Raw genomic sequence first — 16,751 nt, forward strand, 5'->3', positions numbered from 1 at the left:
TCAGTTCGCGAACAGGGCCGGTGGCGTCACGCCGGTGGGCAGCGGCCCGCTGAACTGAGGCGACTGGTCCGCACCGCGCAACTCCAGCGTGGCGCCGTTGGCCTGCGTGGAAAACCGGACCGTGGCCGTGCGGCCGTCGGCCAGCTTGATCTGCGCACCGGTCTGACCCGGCGCGTCGGACCGCGCGGCCGAGGTCACGGCCCCGTTGGCCGAGAGCACGTGCAGGAACACCGAGGCCGTGCCGGCCGAATCGGCCACGTCGACACGCACGCCGCCCTGCATGCCCTTGCGCAGCTCGGGCCACTGGCGCACCTCCGCCGTCAGCCCGGCGGGCGCGAGGCGCTGAACGTCGAGCCGGCTCTTGCCGTCGGCATAGCCGATCGTGTCGCCCGCCACGGTCGGCGGCCCGCCGAGGTTCAGGGTCCAGGTGCGCTTCGTCGCGGGGGAGCCGACGTTGGCCCGATCGAACACCACGAAGGTGTCGGGCTTGATGAAGAGGAACTCGCGCTCGGACTTCGTCACCGCCGGGTTGTTGCGGTAGACCGGCGTGATCTTGGCCGACGCGTACGTGAAGTGCTTGTTGTCGGCCAGCGCAGCCAGGGTGCAGCTCGTGCCATAGGCCTGCTTGACCGGCGCGCCGCCGTTGTCGAAGCGCACCAGGTTGTGCAGTTCCTCGTCCTGTTCGATGCCCGAGCGCGAGAACACGTTGGAGTCGGTGGCCAGCCAGGCGCCCTTGAAGAGCACGAAGCTGCCCTGGTCGCGGTGCGCGTGGCTCTCGGTGTAGGGGCCGCAGATGAAGTTGGCGTAGGTGGCCGAGCTGTCCCAGGCCGAGCGCATCATCAACTGCCCGGTGCCCGGGGCCCAGTAGGTGGTCGACAGGTCGGTCAGCGGCCGCGCCTGCAGGTCGGGCTGCTCGTAGAGAAAGTCCGCGACGAACATGAAGCTGTTCTTCATCTGCGGCACCGATGACGAATCGAGCAGCGTGCGTGCGGCGCCCGACAGTCGCTCCTGCGGGAACAGGGCCATCAGCTCGAGCAGGTATTCGCGGTGGTAGTCGAACAGCGCGGCGGTGCTGTCGCGGGCGTGGTCGCCGGTGGGCGCCAGGCGGTCCAGCGTGGGCACGATGCTATGCATGAGGTGCGCCATCGAGGCCAGCGTGTGCGGCGTGCGCGTGGCGATGCGTTCGCCGGTGGAGCGCTCCCACCAGTCGTACAGCTGCCACAGGTTCTTCATCGCCGTGCCGTAGCCCGTGCCTTCGCGCGAGCCGCCGCCCTGCAACTCGCGGTTGAAGGTCGGGATGAGCTGGTTCTCGATCTTCGCGTTGCGGAACTTGTCGATCCACGCCGGCGCCTGCGGGTTCTCGCCGTGCGTCGCCAGGCCGAGCAGCATGGTCGCGCGCAGGAACGAGTAGTAGTAGTTGTTCGAGGGGTTGTCGACCGACCACCCGCTCCAGGCATAGGTGGTGTTGCCCCACTTGGCGCCGGTGTGGTTCCAGACGTTGCCCACCGCCACGTTCGAGTAGCTCACCCAGCGTGCGCGCTGCTCCGGAGTGAGCAGCGCATGGCACCAGTCGTACACCAGCGCCACGTTGCCGATGGTCTGACCGACCTCGAGGTAGCTGTCTCCGGCCACCGCAGCGCGCTGGTTGCGGGCGATCTTCTCCTCTTCGGCGACGACGAACTTCTCGGTTTCCTCGATGGCGTAGCTGGCGTACCGGGCGTCACCGGTGAGCTGGTACAGCAAGGCGGCGTACCAGGGCTGGAATGCATAGGCACGACGCCCCATCAGCTGGCCTGCCACCTGGTCCTGGAAGCGGCCGGCCGCCGCGGAGCGGCTGTCGAGCACCTTCATCAGGCGTGCCTTCGTGGCCTCGTCGGAGAGAAGGATGCGCGGATGCGCCTGGGGCAGCTTGAACGACGCCGGCGCCCGCCTGGCTTCGGCGCTGGTTTGGGCGAAAGCGCTGCTCCCCAGCGCCACGGCGGCGAGAGACAGGCAGATGGCAATGGATCGGCGCAGGCTCATGGCAGGAGGCTCGGAAACGGAATCGCGCAGGATAGCGCCGCGTGTCGTGGCGGCAAGCGTCTGTTCTGGGGGGCTGCGCGAAGACTCGTCTCTTAGGGGCGTCACCAGCGCTTGTTGATCCAGTCCCGGCAGGGGTTTTCGAACAGATAGAAGGACGCCAGGCCGGTGAGCAGCGCCCCGACGACCGCCAGGCCGGCCGGAAAGGATGCCTTGTAGTCGTAGAAGGGCTGTTGCCAGAGATAGATCGAGTACGACCAGATGCCCATTTGGCGCAACGGCCACGCGGCGAGCGCCTGGCGCACGGCGGTGGGTGTCACGGCCAAGTGATTGACGCAGAAGGCCAGCGCCAGCGGCGACACGATGGCGCTCACCCACCAGTGCGCGTGCGGCAGGTAGCCCGGTACGGCCAGGCCCAGCGCCAGCAGCGGCATCCAGGGCCGCACGTACGGCGCGACGCGGTGCTTGACGAGAAAGTAGCCCGCCGAGACGAGCAGGAACGAGGCCGCGATCTCGGTACGGATCTCGAACGAGGTGGCGGCGATCCGCGGGTTCGTCTCGTACACGTAGTACAGCCCCATCGTCACCGCGCTCACCGCCGCGAGCACCCACGCCTCGCGCTTTCGCAGCACCGCGACCAGCGTCAGCAGGCTGAGGAACACGTAGCTGTGTTCCTCGACATTGAGCGACCAGAGATGGCCGATCGGCAGCCCCGTGCTCCAGATGTCCGGCTGTGCCGGCAGGTAGGTGCGAAGGAAGAGCGCCGAGGCGGCGATCTCGTTCCATCCCCGGCCGATGCCCGCCCAGGCCGCCAGACCGTAGACCACGGTGATGAACAGCAGGAAGGCGGGCAGGATGCGGCTGATCCGCCGCTTGTAGAAGTGCACCAGTGAAACCCGCTTGACGAACAGGAGGTTGCTCATCAGCAGGCCGGAGAGGCAGAAGAAGATGTCGACGCCGAGTTGTCCCGAGTCGATGGCGTGCGAGGGCAGGAAATGCGACTGCAGCACCAGCACGATGGCCAGGCCTCGCCACCCATCGAGGTAGTCGACACGGTCGGCAAGTTGCTGCCCGGCAGCGGGCACGGCGGCTGCGGCGATCAAGGGACTTTGGATGATCACAACGACTGTGGGCTGGGGAAACCAGCTCCTGTTCGGCGCTGCGATGCGCCTGTGGCGTCGAATGTAATCGCTGCCGGATCGCCGCAGGTGCCCTTGAACAGGGGGGAAGCGGCGCGGGGGCCTGCAGCGTGGGATCCTGCCCACAGGAGGGCTTGCTCATAATCGCCGGATGCGTCTGTCTTCCACGGGGTATGCCGGCCGCCAGGGCCGGATTCGGGCCGGCCTCGGGCTGGCAATCGTTTTCTTGGCGGCGGCCGCGGCCGTCGCGTCACCCGAGCCATACGCGGCTCCGCAGGCTGCCGGAACGGTCGTGGCGACCGTGCAATGCGCGGCGGGCAGCGGCGACGCCCAGGCGATCGGATTCGGCCTGCCGCTGCCGCGCGGGTTCCTGGCCGACTCGTCCAGGCTGAGGCTCGAGACGCCGGAGGGCCGCGAGGTGGCGGCGGATGTCGTCGAGCTGGCGCGTTGGCGGCACTTCAGTGACGCGGCGATCGATGGCAAGTCCATCCGTGCCGTGCTGATTGCCTTTACGCACGACTGCGCCCGTGCAGCCACGGCGCAGTACGTGGTGCGCTGGGGTCAGGTGCGCACGCTTGGGGCGGGTACCGGCATCACGCCGGCCAACGTGGCCGAGCGCACCTGGGGGCCGCAAGCCGAGCCGTCGCCGCTGGAGCACCCGCAGACGGACAACTATGCGATCGACACGACGGCTGCACCGCTGCGCGAGCCGCGTGCCTGGGTCGGGCTGCCGGCGGCGTGGCTGATGCAGTCCAACCTGCGCGGGCCGGTGGCGCCGATCCGGGCCGGCATCGGCCGCGACTGGCAGATCGGATTCATGCGCACCTACGTGAACGACGTGGCCGCTGACGTGACGCGCTTCGAAACCGGTGAGAACGGCCAGGGCCTGATCCACTGGGGCAACGAGTTCGAGGGCTGGCTGTACGACCGCCCCAGCGTGCTGTGGAACGCCTACGTGCAGACCGGCGATGCGAAGTGGCTCCGGCATGCCCACCGTGCCACGCAGTTCTATGCATCGCACATCGCGCTCGAGGGCCGCCGCGGCTCTTTCGCCAAGCGGCCGGGCGACGCGAAGTACGCGCATGCCGGCGGCCTGTTCATGGCCTACCTGCTGACCGGCGACGCGCGGCTGATCGAGCGCATTCGCGCCGTGGCGGACCTGGTGGCCACGGTACCCACGCGGCTGCCGCCCTTCGAGAAGACCACCGGGCTGTGGACTGAGCGGCACATGAGCGTGGCGATCGGCGGCGCCTTGACGGCCTGGGAGGCGACGGGCGACGCCGTCCACCGCACCCGCGTGCAGCGCATCGTCGAGGGCATGCGCGCCGACGTGAGCCAGCCGCCGCCGGGCTATCCCGGCGCCGCGGAGATGGCCGGTGTGCTGCTGCACCGGCCCGAAGTGCACGAGGAGGGCAGTTTCCCCGATGTGGTGATGAGCCCGTGGATGGCAGCGCTGATGACGGAGGCGCTGTGGCGCTACCACCTGCACAGCGACGATCGCCGCGCGCTGCAACTTCTGGGCGACTACGCGCAGTTCGTGGCCGAACGCGCGATCGAGCAGGAAGGCGTCGACTGGTCACCTCGCTACCTGTCGGGATTGAAGGGCAACTACGAAGGCGCCGAGGCGGAACACGCCTTCAACGTGCTGGGCCTGCTGGCGCGTGGACGCTGGGCGCGCCAGAGGCTCGGGCAACCGACCGGCGAGATCGATACGCAGATCGCGCGCTTGCGCGTGACGGCCGATGCCAATTTCTCGCGCTGGGTGCGCCCGTCGGCGGGCGTGCCTCGCTACCGGCTGTCGCCCACGCGCAAAGCCGGCTGGTGGTACGGCACCACCTACGACCTGGCCTGGTTCGGCTACGACTGAGCCGGCTCGGCGCCCTGCGGGCGCCAGTAGGCCCACAGCCAGGCGTAGGGATCGTGGTAGATCCAGCCGCGCTGCAGGCCAGGGATGTCCTGCAAGTGCTCGGCCACGCGCCGGGCCGACGGGCAGAAGAAGGTCACCAGGCAGGCGTTGCCGAGCCTGGACATGGCGTCGACGGCGCCGGCGATGTCGCTCAGGTAGTACAGCACTTCGCAGGCGACCACCAGGTCGTACTTGCCGCCCTGTGGCGGCTCCCAGGGCAGGGCGGTGATCTCGCCGACGCCGAAGCGGGCCTGGGGCAGGCGCTCGCGGGCGCGATCCACGGCGCGTTCGCTGACGTCCAGGCCGTAGAGCTGGTCGCACATCTTCGACAGGTGTTCGCTCTGGTGGCCTTCACCGCTGCCGATCTCCAGCAGCGTGCCGACGTGGCCTGCATGCGCGGCGATCACCGCATTGGTCTGCGCAAAGCGCGACTGCTCGCGGCCGGTGGTCATGCCCCAGGGGTCGGGCAGTGCGTAGAGCTTGTCCAGCCCCGCGTGGTTGTCGTTGGCGCCGATGCCGCGCATCGCGTAGCGCCGCCACAGCTTCGAGACGAGTTGGCGGGCCGGCGCCCCTTCGGACGCCACGATGTCGAGCACGGTCTTCTTGGTCATGACGTTCCTTCGGTGTCCTTGGGCGCTCAACGGCCGTGGCGCAACCCGGCGACAACGCGCCGCGCGGCCAGCGGCATCAGGCCGAGCAGTTCGCGTCGCGCCGCGGCTTCGGGTTCGAGGCGCCAGGCTTTGCGCGCCAGTTCCCAGGCTGCCTGCCAACGCCGCAGGTAGACCATGCCGCGGGCGTTGCGCGCATAGGCGCGTGCCAGCGCACGGTGGCGGTCGACCTCGGAGACGCTGCCCGCCGCAAGCGCCACCGCGCGCTCGATCACCCGGACATAGTCGTCATAGGTCCGCGCCAGGCTCGACAGGCCATCGTGGCCGCGCATCGCGCGCACCAGCGGCTGCTCGACGATGCCGATCGGCCACCGCGCCGCGACACGCAGGTGAAAGTCCAGGTCTTCGCCAGTGGCCAGCGTCTCGTCGAAGCCGCCCACCGTCTCGAACACCTCGCGTCGCATCATCACGGAGGCGGGCACCAGAGCCGGCTGCACCAGCACCCACTTGAGGATCATGCCGTCCTCGGGCAGCAACTCGCGCCGGCGGAACAGCTCGACATCGCGATGCTCCGCGTCCATGCGCACGACGTCGCAAAGCGCCATGCCGTAGTCGGGCCGGGCCTGCAGCCATTCGATCTGCCGCTGCGTCTTCTCGGGCAGCCATTCGTCGTCGCTGTCCAGCAGCGCCAGGTAGCGACCGCGCGCCAGGCGCAGACCGTGATTGCGCGCCGACGAGACGCCGCCATTGGCCTGACGGACGTAACGGATGCGGTCGCCGAACGCCGCGGCGAGCGCGTCGCCGGTGCCGTCGGTCGAACCGTCGTCGACGACCAGGATCTCCTGCACCGCGCGCGTCTGCGCGAGCACCGTGCCGATGGCCCGCTGCACGAGCTCGCGCCGGTTGTACGTCGGTATGATCACCGACACTTCCACGTCGAGTGCCATGTTCTCCGATCTGTTCAAGAAGCTGCTCTACGCCAGCGGTGCCCTCGGTCTCTACCACCGGGTCCGCAATGCCCGCACGTTGACGGTCATCATGTTCCATCGCGTGCTCGAGCCCACCGACGCACGCTGGGCCCACTGCGATCCCGACTACACGCTGCGTGCCGACCTGTTCACGAGTTGCCTCGAGTTTTTCGCCGCGCATTACAACATGGTGACGGCGGATGACGTGGTTCGCGCGCGTCGCGGCGAACACGAGCTGCCACCGCGTGCGCTGTTGGTCACGTTCGACGATGGCTGGTCGGACAATGTCGACCATGCCCTGCCCCGCATGCGCGCGCTGCAGGCGCCCGGCCTGATGTTCGTCGTGTCCGATGCGGTCGGCCGCGACGAACCCTTCTACCAGGAGCGCATCATCGGTGCCTGGCGGCGTGGGCGACTGGATGGCCGGGTGCTGGCGCAGGCCTTGCGTCGCCATGGCGTGCAGGCGCCCGAGCCGTCCGACACGGGTGCTGCCGCGTTGCGACTGCTGATCGCGCAGGTCGAGCAACTGGCGCCCGAGAAGCGAAAGGCGCTGCTCGCCGAGATCGCCGAACCGCTGGCCGATCCCTTGCGCCACATGATCACCGCCGACGAACTGCGCACGCTCGACGAGGGCGGCATCGCCATCGGGCTGCATGGCAAGACACACACGCCGATGACCTCGGCGCCGGATCTCGATGCCGAACTCGGCGGTGCGCGTGCCGAGATGGCGGCCCGCATGCCGCACCGGCCGGCGCCGGTCACGATGTCGTTTCCGCATGGGCGTTTCGATCCGGCCATCGCCGAGCGGGCGCGCAGCGCTGGCTACGAACTCGTCTTCACCAGCGTTCCGGTGGTCAACAGCACCGACTCGAAGGTGGGCTGGTTGCTGGGTCGGCTGGGCTTCGAGACCGGTGCGGTGGCCGATGCTTCCGGCCGCTTCAGGCCCGATCTGCTGGCGCTGTATCTGTTCCGGCGGCCGCGCCGCTTGCTGGCCTGAAGCCTGCCTTATCCCCCTAGATCGCGGGGCGGGCGTGTGGCGTCTGTCCAACCGGCCGGTGACCCGGTGTGCGATCCGCCCATCTTGAGGACGCTCGGCTGCCCTAGCATTGGGCCCCCTGCAAGGAGTGCCGTTTGAAGGAAAAGATTGCGCTGCTGCGCAATGTCGCGCTGGTCGCGATGGCCAGCTACGTCGAGTCGGCAGTCGGCCTGCTGGCGGGCGTGCTGATCGCGCGCACGCTCGGCCCGACCGACTACGGCCACTACGCTTTCGGCATCTGGCTGTGCGGCGCATTGATCATGGCCGGCAACAACGCGCTGCCGACCTCATCCATCAAGTTCCTGGCCGAGGCGCGTGGTGCCGGCCGGGAAGACGTGGCCCAGGCGCTGGTGCAGCGTTTCCTGCGGCTGCAACTGATCAGCTCCGGGCTGGTGCTGGGCATCTTCGTGATCGCGATGATCGTCCGGCCGGTCTCGGACTGGAGCGAACAGTTGCCTCTGTTCCTCGGCATCGCCGTGGTTGCAGTGTGGTCGCGCGCCGGCTTCTGGATGCGCGGAGCGATCAGCAAGGGCTACGAGCTCTTCGTGCCCGAGAACGCGTCGCTGGCGCTGACGGCCATCGCCAACCTGGTGCTGGTGGTGGTGCTGGCTTGGAAGGGTGCCACCGTCGCCCAGTTCTTCGCGGCCTACGCCGTGCTGGGCCTGTTCTCGAACATCCTCGTGCGCCTGCTGCTTCGGCGCATGGGGGTGAGTGCCGTGGCCGGCTCGATCCCTGACGAACTGAACCGGCGCCTGCGCAAGCACCTCGTGCTCACCGGCATCATGATGCTGCTGGTGGTGGCCACCAACAAGGCGGTCGAGATGACGCTTCTCAAGGCCTACACCAACGCAGAGACGGTCGGCTACTTCGCCATTGCCGGTGCGCTGACCAAGGGCGCGGTGGAGATCCTCGCCGGCGGCATGGCCGCCGTGTTGCTGCCCGCGATGGCGCGCCGTTTTGGTGAAGGCGGGGCCGAGTCGCTGGGCCGGATGCTCGCCGAGTCGACCCGCATGTACTGGTTCGTCGGGCTGGCGATCGCCGGGCTCGGGCTGACGGTGTCCGAGGGCCTCGTGCATCTGCTCTACGGCGAGCGCTACGAAGGCGCGATTCCTGCGCTCATGTGGCACCTGGTGGTGGCGGGCTTCGTCGTGGTCAACGGCGCCGCGGCGGCCGTGCTGACCGCCAGCGACCGGCAGATCGACCGCATCCGGGTCATCCTGTGCGCGCTGATCGTGAACCTGATCGCCGGTTTCCTGCTCATTCCGCGCTTCGGGCTGCCCGGGGCGATCGCCAGCTTCGCGATCACGCAGCTGTGCGACACGGCGATCAGTTGGTGGTACGCCCACCGACGTACCAACGTGAAGCTGCCCTTCGGGCCGATGGCGCGCCTGCTCGCTGCAGGCGCCATCGCCACGGCGCTGGGTTACCTGACGGCCGAGTCGTTGCACCTGAAGCTGGCGTTCATTGGCGGCGCGGTGGTCTTCACGACCGTTTACCTGACCCTGAGCGTGCTGCTTCGCACTTGGCGGGTGGGCGACTACGAGGTGATTGCCAACGTCATCGGGCGCCTGCCCAAGGTCGGCCGGGCGCTTTCGCCGCGGGTGCTGTCCTTGCAGCGTTTCGCGATGGCCGAGTCGGCCTGAGTTCACAAGGGAGGTGAGCGAATGGATTGGCGAGTCAAGGGAGTGCTGCAGGGCCTGCTGTCACGGGTGCCTGGGGGAACCGTTCTCAATGACGCCTTGCAGCGCGCAGCTGGTGGCCGCCGCGACGAAAGCGCACACATCGACATCAAGTTCAAGGCCGACTGGCTGGTGCAGGTCGAGGTGCTGAATCGGCTCGGTTTCCGGGTGCAGGGACGGGACCTGCTCGAGATCGGCACCGGCTGGCTTCCCGTGTTTCCCTTGTGCTTCGCCCTGGCCGGAGCGCGCCGCTGCCATACCTTCGACCTGAACCGCCACCTGAACCCGGCTGCCGTGCCCGGTGCGCTGCGCGAGCTCGAGCGGCACCTGCCGGCCATCGCGCAGGCCTGCGGCGATGCCGAGGCCACGGTGCGCGGTCGCTGGCAAGGCCTCGTGGCTGCCGGCGACGGCCATGCGATCCTGCGCGCCGCCGGCGTGGAGTACCGCGCCCCGGCCGATGCCACCACGACAGGACTGAAGGACGCGTCGGTCGCGCTCGTGTTCTCCAACAGCGTGCTCGAACATGTCACGCCCGAGGTGCTGGCGCCGATGATGCGCGAATCGTGCCGCGTGCTCCAGCCGGATGGCCTGTCGCTGCACAGCGTCAACTGCGGCGACCACTACGCCTACTTCGACCGGTCCATCACCCAGGTCCACTACCTGCGATTCACAGACCGCCAGTGGCGCAAGTGGAACAACGACCTGCTCTACCAGAACCGCCTGCGGCCGGTGGACTTCGTCGATGCGGCGCGCTCCGCCGGCATGGACGTGCTGCTCGACATGCATGTGCCGCGCTCCGAGCTGATGGCGCGCTTCGATCAGATCCCCATCGCGCCGGAGTTCCGGCGCTATCCGCCCGAGCAGTTGTGCTGCACTTCCGTGACCTTCGCGGCGCGGCCCGCTGCGGCGGCATCGACATGAGCGCCGAAGCGCCGGATCTGCACGGCGACGGCCTGGGCATCGTCTACTTCGGCAACGACTGGAACGCGGAGAACCGCACCAGCAGCCACCACATCGCGCGGCGCCTGGCCGGGCGCACCACGCTGCTGTACGTGGACTCGCCCGGCATGCGCGCCCCCACGACGAGCGGCCGCGATCTGAAGCGCTTGTGGCGCAAGCTCGGGCAGACCTTCCAGCGTGCGCGCCACGTCGATCCGGGCCTGTGGCATTGCACCGTGCCGCAACTGCCGTGGCGGCGATTGCCCGGCGTGGCCACGCTGAACCGCTGGTTCGGGGCCTGGGCCGTGCGGCGGGCCATGCGTGCCGCGGGCATCCGCCGCGCCATCCTCTGGTTCGTGGTGCCGCACCCGGCCTTCATGATCGATGCGGTGGCGCACGAGCTGTCGGTGTACTACTGCATCGACGACTATGCCGCGCACCCCGGCGTGGACGTGCAGCTGATCCAGTCCTGCGACACCAAGCTGACACGGGAGGCCGACCGCGTCTTCGTGGCACCTCCGGCGCTGGTGGCGGCCAAGCAGGCCCTCAACCCGACCACGACCTTCTCGCCGCACGGCGTGGACGTGGCCATGTTCGCCGGCGCCCAGGACGAGCGCACCGTCGTGCCGACGGCGGCGGCCGGCCTGCCCAGGCCTGTCATCGGCTACTTCGGGCTGCTCGCTGCCTGGACAGACACCGAACTGATCGAATGGCTGGCGCTCCAGCGGCCCCAGTGGACCTTCCTTCTGGTCGGCCATGCCAAGGTGGACGTGGATGCGCTGGCGCGGCTGCCCAACGTGGTGATGGCCGGGGCCCAGCCCTACGAAACCCTGCCGGGCTGGGCCAAGGCCTTCGACGTGGCGATCATTCCCTATCGGCAGAACCAGCAGGTGCGAAACGCCAACCCGCTGAAGCTGCGCGAGTACCTGGCGACCGGCAAGCCCGTGGTGTCGGTGCCCACGCCCGAGATCGACCGGTTCGCCGAGGTCGTGCGGCTCGCACCAGACCGCGAGGGCTTCCTCGCTGCCATCGAAGCCGCCCTGCGGGGCGACTCCATCGCGGCCCGCGACGCGCGCATGGCCTCGGTGCGCGACATGAGCTGGGACCACCGCGTGGACGAAACCCTCGCGATCGTGGGTCAGGCGCTGCGCGAACGTGCAGTGCGGCACGCTTGAGTGCCCCTGAAAGGCGAAGTGCCCACGCATGAGGGATCGCTCTTGCAATTTCCGGGTGACATACTCGCGTAAACCCCAAAGCGTTGCCTTTCCATAGCGGGCTCCTCCGACCCGTACGGCAATGCACTCCACCTGATGTCTCTCGCTCCGATGCACTGGATCTGGTCTGTTGTCGCCGTCCTGACCGTCTACACGGTCAGGGTGAGCATGCCCCGCCGCGAACCGAAGCTTTACCTGTCTTTCGACGACGGCCCGCACCCTGAGCACACCCCCCCGCTGCTCGAACTGCTGCGCTTGCATGGCGCGAAGGCGACCTTCTTCCTGGTCGGAAGCCAGGTCGAGAAGTACCCTCAGATCGTTCAGCAGATCGTCGACGAGGGGCACGCGATCGGCAACCATTCGATGACGCATCCTCGCCTGCCCCAGCTGTCGGCGCGCGATCAGCTCGCCGACATCGCCCGAGCCGATGCCGTGATGGCGCGATTCAACGGGCGCCGTCGCCAGATGTTCCGCCCGCCCAACGGCCGCGCGACGGTCACGACGATCGTCAACAGCGTGGTCAAGCGCCAGCCGCTCGTGCTGTGGTCGATCGACAGCATGGACTACCAGCTCGATGCCGAGCAGGTGGCGGCGCGCCTCGAGAAGCTGACGGTGCGCGGCGGCGACATCGTCCTGTTCCACGACGATGGCGGTGCGGCGCTCGGCGCGCTGTCGCGGCTGTTGCCGCGCTGGTCCGGTTCCGGCTTGCGCTTCGCGCCGCTGTAGTCTGCCGCGGCCCCGGCCAGCGGCCCTGCCATGCTGAATCCGACCCAGCCGTATTTCTACCTGCTGGCGTACCTGAGCGTCCTGTACATCCGCCCGCACGAGTTCGTGCCGGCGTTCATGGGCTGGCCGGTGCTGCCGATCCTGCTCCTGCTGGCCTTCTTCTTCTGGCTGGTGCGGCAGGACAAGCGTTTCGAGGCGCCGCAGTTCTGGATCATCCCGGTGCTGATGCTGATGATGGCGCTGTCGGTCATCTTCTCCGGCTGGCTGACGGGCGGGCTGAACGTGCTGTCGGAGTTCGCGCCGGTCGTCATGCTGTTCTACATGGTGGCCACCTCGACCGACTCGATGCAGCGAATGCGGCAGATCTTCTTCGTGCTGTCGGTGTGCATCACGGTGATCGCCTGGCACGGCATCGACCAGTCCATCAAGGGCATCGGCTGGACAGGGGCCGAGCTCAGCCAGCAGACCCGCATCACCTACCTGGGTTTCCTCAACGACCCGAACGATCTCGCGATGGCGCTGGTGATGGTGCTGCCCATGATCCTGCACCTGGCACGCGACCTCGGCTTCCTGCTGCGCATGGCGTCCTACGCTGCGGCGGGCGCCGTGGCCTATGCGGTGTACCTGACCAACTCGCGCGGCAGCGTGCTGGCGATGGGCGCGATGCTGTTCATGTACGGGATCCTGCGCTACGGCCTGATGAAGAGCGTCATCGTGGTGCCGATGCTGTTCGCGCCGCTGATCGCGCTCGGGCCGAGCCGGATGGCCGACATGTCGGCCGACGAGGATTCGGCCGAAGGGCGCATCGAGGCCTGGTACGAAGGCGTGCAGCTGCTCATCTGGCGCCCATTGTTCGGCGTAGGCAAGGGCCTCTTCGCCGACCACCACGGCTTGACGGCGCACAACTCCTTCGTGCTGGCCTTCGCCGAGCTCGGCATGATCGGCTACTTCTTCTGGCTGTCCAACATCATCATCTCCTGGATCATGCTGCAAAGGCTGGTGCAGACCGCGGCGGCGGCGGACGCGGCGCCGCAGGATGTGCAGAAGTGGGAAGAGTTGCGCGGCGCGGCGCGAACGCTCCTGTACGGCTACGTGGGAGGGCTGGTGTCGGCCTTTTTCCTCAGCCGCAGCTACGTGGTCATCCTCTACCTGCACATCGCGCTCGTCGTGGCGGTGTATCAGATGGCCCGAGCGCAGCGCCCGGACTTCGCGGCGATCACCTGGTCCGAGCGATCCGGCAAGCTGGTCATGATGAGCATCGGCAGCGTGTTCTTCATGTGGCTGCTGACGCGGGTGCTGCTGTCCTTCACCTGAGCTCGGCTGCGCAGTGAAATTTGCCCGCAATGGGCCCCGTGCGAGCCGTGTGTAGGGGGGGTGTCGGCGCAAGTCCGGGTGTTAGCATGCCCTCACAGGCTGCACGGCCTGCAATCACCCCGTTCCTCCGAGCGAACCTTGCGCAGCGCCATCGGCCTTGCCGTATGCGTCGCTCCAAGGTGGACGAATCGACGTCGATGGCCATCAGTTACCACATCGAAGAAGCCGATCTGTCAACGGCCGCTGCCGCCATTCAGGGTCTGTGGGTCGCCAACCTGGTCGGCCACGACGCGCGCAGCGCGGCCGCAAAGCTGCGCCTGGGTTACGCAGAGAACCCGGCCGGCACCGGCACGGCCATCCTCCTGTATCCGCAGGGCGACGATCGGCCCAGCGGCGTACAGGGGCTGCACCCGCGCCTGTTCCATTTCGGCACCCGTCGCCTGCGCGCGGCGGGCCTGGCCGACTACGCTGTCGACGAGGCGCACCGTTCGCTCGGGCCGGCGTTGATGCTGATGCGCCGCGGGTCCGAACTCGGCGCCGAGCGCTTCGACCTCACCTATGGCCTGCCTAACCGGAAGGCGGCGGCCGTGGTGGCACGGGCCGGCCTGAAGCGCATCGGCATGGTGCGTCGTTATGCCAAGCCGTTGCGCAGCCGGGCGCAGCTCGCGCAGCGGCTGCCGCCGGCTCTGGCCGCAGTGTGCGCGCCGTTGGTCGACGGCGGGCTTCGTCTGCGCGATGCGTTGCGCTCCGCTGGATTGCGCCAACGCCTCGAGTGCCGCGACACCGACTGGAACGACGCTGCGCTCGATCAGATCTGGGCGCGGCGCCCTGCATTGCTTCTGCTGTCGGATCGTTCGGCGGCGATGCTCCGCTGGCGCTTCGGTGCGCCCGAGCGTGGCGACTGGAAGGTGTGCCTCGCGCGTGACGAGGACGGCGCGGTGCAAGGCCACGTGGTCTGGCGCTTGCAGGACGACTTCGCCGAGATCGGCGACTTCTTCAGCACCGACCCCGACGCGCTCACGGCGCCCCTCATCCTGGCCTTCACCCGCCTGGCTCGCCGCGCCGGTGCGGCCAGCATCTCGGTGACCTTCTTCGGGCGCGAGCCGGTCGCCAGCGCGCTTGTGGCCAGTGGCATGGTGCTGCGTCCGCAGGAAGCGCCGCTGTTCAAGTTGCCCGGCGGGCCGCCCGAGCTGGATGCGGTCGAGCACTGGTACCTCACGAGTTTCGACAACGACGCGGACTGAACCCTGACATGTGCGGCATAGCGGGTCTCTACAGCTTCGGGAATGCGGCGCCACCGGCCAAGGGTGAACTCGCCGCCATGATCGGTGCGCTTCACCATCGCGGGCCCGATGGCAGCTCGACCTTCGTCGACGGCCCGACCGGCCTGGCCCATGCACGGCTGTCGATCATCGACCTGGCCACCGGCTGGCAGCCGATCGCCAACGAGGACGAGAGCGTCTGGGTCGTCTTCAACGGCGAGATCTTCAACTTCGTCGAGCTGCGCGAGGCGCTCGAGAAGCGCGGCCATCGTTTCCGCACCAAGTCCGACACCGAGGTCATCGTCCATCTCTACGAAGACCTCGGTGACGACTTCGTCGACGAACTGAACGGGCAGTTCGCCATCGCGCTGTGGGACAAGCGCCGTCAGCGTCTGGTGCTGGCGCGCGACCGCACCGGCATCCGCCCGGTGTTCTACACGCAGGCCGCTGGCCGGTTCGCCTTCGCCTCCGAGGTGAAGGCCTTGTTCGCGCTGCCCGAGGTGCCGCGGCGCTTCGACCTGGACGGCCTGGCCTCGACCTTCAGCTACTGGTCGGCCTTGCCGCCTTCGACGATCTTCGAGGGCGTGCACTGCCTGCCGCCGGGCCACCGCATGGTCGTCGACGCGAGCGGCGTGCGCACCGAGTGCTACTGGGACTGGTCGTTCCCGGATGTGATGCCTTCGGCGCGCAGCGAGGAAGACTGCGCCGACGAACTGCGCGCGCTGCTGATCGACGCGGTGCGGCTGCAACTGCGCTCCGACGTGCCGGTCGGCGCCTACCTCAGCGGCGGCCTCGATTCGTCGATCATCACGACGATCATCAAGAACCACACCGACACGCCGCTGCGCAGCTTCTCGCTGACTTTCGAGAACCCGGAGTTCGACGAGAGCGCGCACCAGAACGAGCTGGTGCGCCACCTCGGCACCGAGCATTCGGCACAGATGTGCAGGCGCGGCGACATCGGCGCGGCCTTTCCGCGCGCCGTGTGGCATGCCGAAGCGGCGCTGGTGCGCACCGCGCCCACGCCGATGATGCTGCTCGCGGGCAGCGTGCGCGCCGCCGGCTACAAGGTGGTGCTGACGGGCGAGGGCGCCGACGAGGTGTTCGGCGGCTACGACCTCTTCAAGGAAGCGAAGGTGCGCCGCTTCCTGGCGCGCCAGCCGGAATCGAAGTGGCGCGGCCGCATCCTCGAGCGGCTCTATCCCTACCTGCAGCATTCGCCCGCGGCTGGCCGCGCATTCACGCAGCGCTTCTTCAGCGAGGGGCTGGACGAGATCCGCGAGCCCTGGTTCGCGCACATCCCGCGCATGACGACGACGCGCCGTGCGCTGCAGTTCCTGCGGCCCGAGCTCCACGAGCGCGCGATGGCCTGGGATCCGAAGGCTGCCCTGCGCGCCACGCTGCCCGAGGGCATCGACCGCTGGCTGCCGCAAGGTCGCGACCAGTACGTCGAGGCACACACGCTGATGTCGGGCTACCTTCTGTCGTCGCAGGGTGACCGCATGGCGATGGCAGCCTCGATCGAGGCGCGCTTTCCCTTCCTCGACCACCGCGTCATCGAGTTCGCCAACCGGCTGCCGCCGCAGTACAAGCTGCGCGGGCTGACCGAGAAGTACATTCTCAAGAAGGCGATGGCAGCCGAGCTGCCCGCCTCGATCACCAATCGCAGCAAGCAGCCCTACCGCTCGCCGGACAGCTCCAGCTTCTTCGTCGACGGCCAGCCGCTGGAGTACGTGGCCGAGCTGCTGAGCAAGAAGCGCATCGAGGACGCCGGCGTGTTCGACGCCACCGCGGTCGGCAAGCTGACCGAGAAGTGCCGCACCGGCAAGGCGCTGGGCTTCGGCGACAACATGGCCTTCGTCGGCGTGCTGTCGACGATGCTGCTGCACGACCAGTTCATCGCCCCGGCAGGCGGGCCGCGGCCGCTGACGGCGCTCTGAT

Annotated in this window: 13 protein-coding genes; 9 read left to right on the plus strand and 4 right to left on the minus strand. The window is 68.4% G+C overall.

The genetic code is table 11. The features are described 5' to 3' along the window. The gene (locus tag HZ992_RS06285) at window positions 1-2,022 is read right to left on the minus strand and encodes a hypothetical protein (RefSeq protein ID WP_209385814.1); all 2,022 of its coding nucleotides are present in this window, start codon (window positions 2,020-2,022) and stop codon (window positions 1-3) included. Window positions 2,023-2,123: 101 nt separating this feature from the next. Then, window positions 2,124-3,122, minus strand: coding sequence for an acyltransferase family protein (locus tag HZ992_RS06290; protein WP_209385815.1), 999 nt, complete (start codon window positions 3,120-3,122; stop codon window positions 2,124-2,126). A gap of 328 nt (window positions 3,123-3,450) precedes the next feature. Between HZ992_RS06290 and HZ992_RS06295 the strand changes: the two genes are divergently transcribed. Then, window positions 3,451-5,025: a YyaL domain-containing protein gene (locus HZ992_RS06295; RefSeq protein WP_209385816.1), complete on the plus strand. Its 1,575-nt coding sequence runs from the start codon at window positions 3,451-3,453 to the stop codon at window positions 5,023-5,025. On the opposite strand, the gene HZ992_RS06300 is transcribed toward HZ992_RS06295, so the two are convergent. Beyond that, window positions 5,016-5,675: a class I SAM-dependent methyltransferase gene (locus tag HZ992_RS06300; protein ID WP_209385817.1), complete on the minus strand. Its 660-nt coding sequence runs from the start codon at window positions 5,673-5,675 to the stop codon at window positions 5,016-5,018. The genes HZ992_RS06295 and HZ992_RS06300 overlap by 10 nt on opposite strands. Before the next feature lie 26 nt (window positions 5,676-5,701). After that, window positions 5,702-6,619 (minus strand): glycosyltransferase family 2 protein, encoded by a 918-nt coding sequence (locus tag HZ992_RS06305; protein WP_209385818.1) that lies wholly within the window; start codon window positions 6,617-6,619, stop codon window positions 5,702-5,704. Here HZ992_RS06305 and HZ992_RS06310 point away from each other — a divergent pair. The 8 genes from HZ992_RS06310 to asnB all read left to right on the plus strand — a co-directional run bounded on the left by HZ992_RS06310 (window position 6,618) and on the right by asnB (window position 16,750). Beyond that, on the plus strand, window positions 6,618-7,637 hold the full coding sequence (locus HZ992_RS06310) for a polysaccharide deacetylase family protein (RefSeq protein ID WP_209385819.1): 1,020 nt from the start codon (window positions 6,618-6,620) through the stop codon (window positions 7,635-7,637). The two genes, HZ992_RS06305 and HZ992_RS06310, sit on opposite strands and share 2 nt — an antisense overlap. A gap of 134 nt (window positions 7,638-7,771) precedes the next feature. Next, the gene (locus tag HZ992_RS06315) at window positions 7,772-9,319 is read left to right on the plus strand and encodes an oligosaccharide flippase family protein (protein WP_209385820.1); all 1,548 of its coding nucleotides are present in this window, start codon (window positions 7,772-7,774) and stop codon (window positions 9,317-9,319) included. A gap of 96 nt (window positions 9,320-9,415) precedes the next feature. Beyond that, entirely contained in the window at window positions 9,416-10,276 is an 861-nt protein-coding gene (locus tag HZ992_RS06320; protein ID WP_209385821.1) for a class I SAM-dependent methyltransferase, read from the plus strand. Beyond that, complete coding sequence (locus tag HZ992_RS06325; protein ID WP_209385822.1) at window positions 10,273-11,469, plus strand: glycosyltransferase; 1,197 nt, start codon at window positions 10,273-10,275, stop codon at window positions 11,467-11,469. The genes HZ992_RS06320 and HZ992_RS06325 overlap by 4 nt, the downstream gene beginning before the upstream one ends. Before the next feature lie 207 nt (window positions 11,470-11,676). Beyond that, window positions 11,677-12,234: a polysaccharide deacetylase family protein gene (locus tag HZ992_RS06330; protein ID WP_209385823.1), complete on the plus strand. Its 558-nt coding sequence runs from the start codon at window positions 11,677-11,679 to the stop codon at window positions 12,232-12,234. A 30-nt stretch (window positions 12,235-12,264) separates the two neighbouring features. Beyond that, window positions 12,265-13,548 carry an O-antigen ligase family protein gene (locus HZ992_RS06335; RefSeq protein ID WP_209385824.1) on the plus strand — a complete coding sequence of 428 codons (1,284 nt, stop codon included), beginning with the start codon at window positions 12,265-12,267 and terminating at the stop codon, window positions 13,546-13,548. A gap of 197 nt (window positions 13,549-13,745) precedes the next feature. Further along, the gene (locus HZ992_RS06340; protein ID WP_209385825.1) at window positions 13,746-14,792 is read left to right on the plus strand and encodes a GNAT family N-acetyltransferase; all 1,047 of its coding nucleotides are present in this window, start codon (window positions 13,746-13,748) and stop codon (window positions 14,790-14,792) included. Window positions 14,793-14,800: 8 nt separating this feature from the next. Continuing rightward, window positions 14,801-16,750: an asparagine synthase (glutamine-hydrolyzing) gene (gene asnB, locus HZ992_RS06345; RefSeq protein WP_209385826.1), complete on the plus strand. Its 1,950-nt coding sequence runs from the start codon at window positions 14,801-14,803 to the stop codon at window positions 16,748-16,750. Window position 16,751 lies beyond the last annotated feature (1 nt).

Source organism: Rhizobacter sp. AJA081-3 (assembly GCF_017795745.1).
Taxonomy (GTDB): Bacteria; Pseudomonadota; Gammaproteobacteria; order Burkholderiales; family Burkholderiaceae_C; genus Piscinibacter.

Bases quoted from the DNA above. Each gene is read 5' to 3' on its own strand.
- HZ992_RS06285 (WP_209385814.1), bottom strand. From the start codon at position 2,022: ATGAGCCTGCGCCGATCCATTGCCATCTGCCTGTCTCTCGCCGCCGTG.
- HZ992_RS06305 (WP_209385818.1), bottom strand. From the start codon at position 6,619: ATGGCACTCGACGTGGAAGTGTCGGTGATCATACCGACGTACAACCGG.
- HZ992_RS06325 (WP_209385822.1), top strand. From the start codon at position 10,273: ATGAGCGCCGAAGCGCCGGATCTGCACGGCGACGGCCTGGGCATCGTC.
- HZ992_RS06300 (WP_209385817.1), bottom strand. From the start codon at position 5,675: ATGACCAAGAAGACCGTGCTCGACATCGTGGCGTCCGAAGGGGCGCCG.
- asnB (WP_209385826.1), top strand. From the start codon at position 14,801: ATGTGCGGCATAGCGGGTCTCTACAGCTTCGGGAATGCGGCGCCACCG.
- HZ992_RS06330 (WP_209385823.1), top strand. From the start codon at position 11,677: ATGCCCCGCCGCGAACCGAAGCTTTACCTGTCTTTCGACGACGGCCCG.
- HZ992_RS06340 (WP_209385825.1), top strand. From the start codon at position 13,746: ATGGCCATCAGTTACCACATCGAAGAAGCCGATCTGTCAACGGCCGCT.
- HZ992_RS06310 (WP_209385819.1), top strand. From the start codon at position 6,618: ATGTTCTCCGATCTGTTCAAGAAGCTGCTCTACGCCAGCGGTGCCCTC.
- HZ992_RS06335 (WP_209385824.1), top strand. From the start codon at position 12,265: ATGCTGAATCCGACCCAGCCGTATTTCTACCTGCTGGCGTACCTGAGC.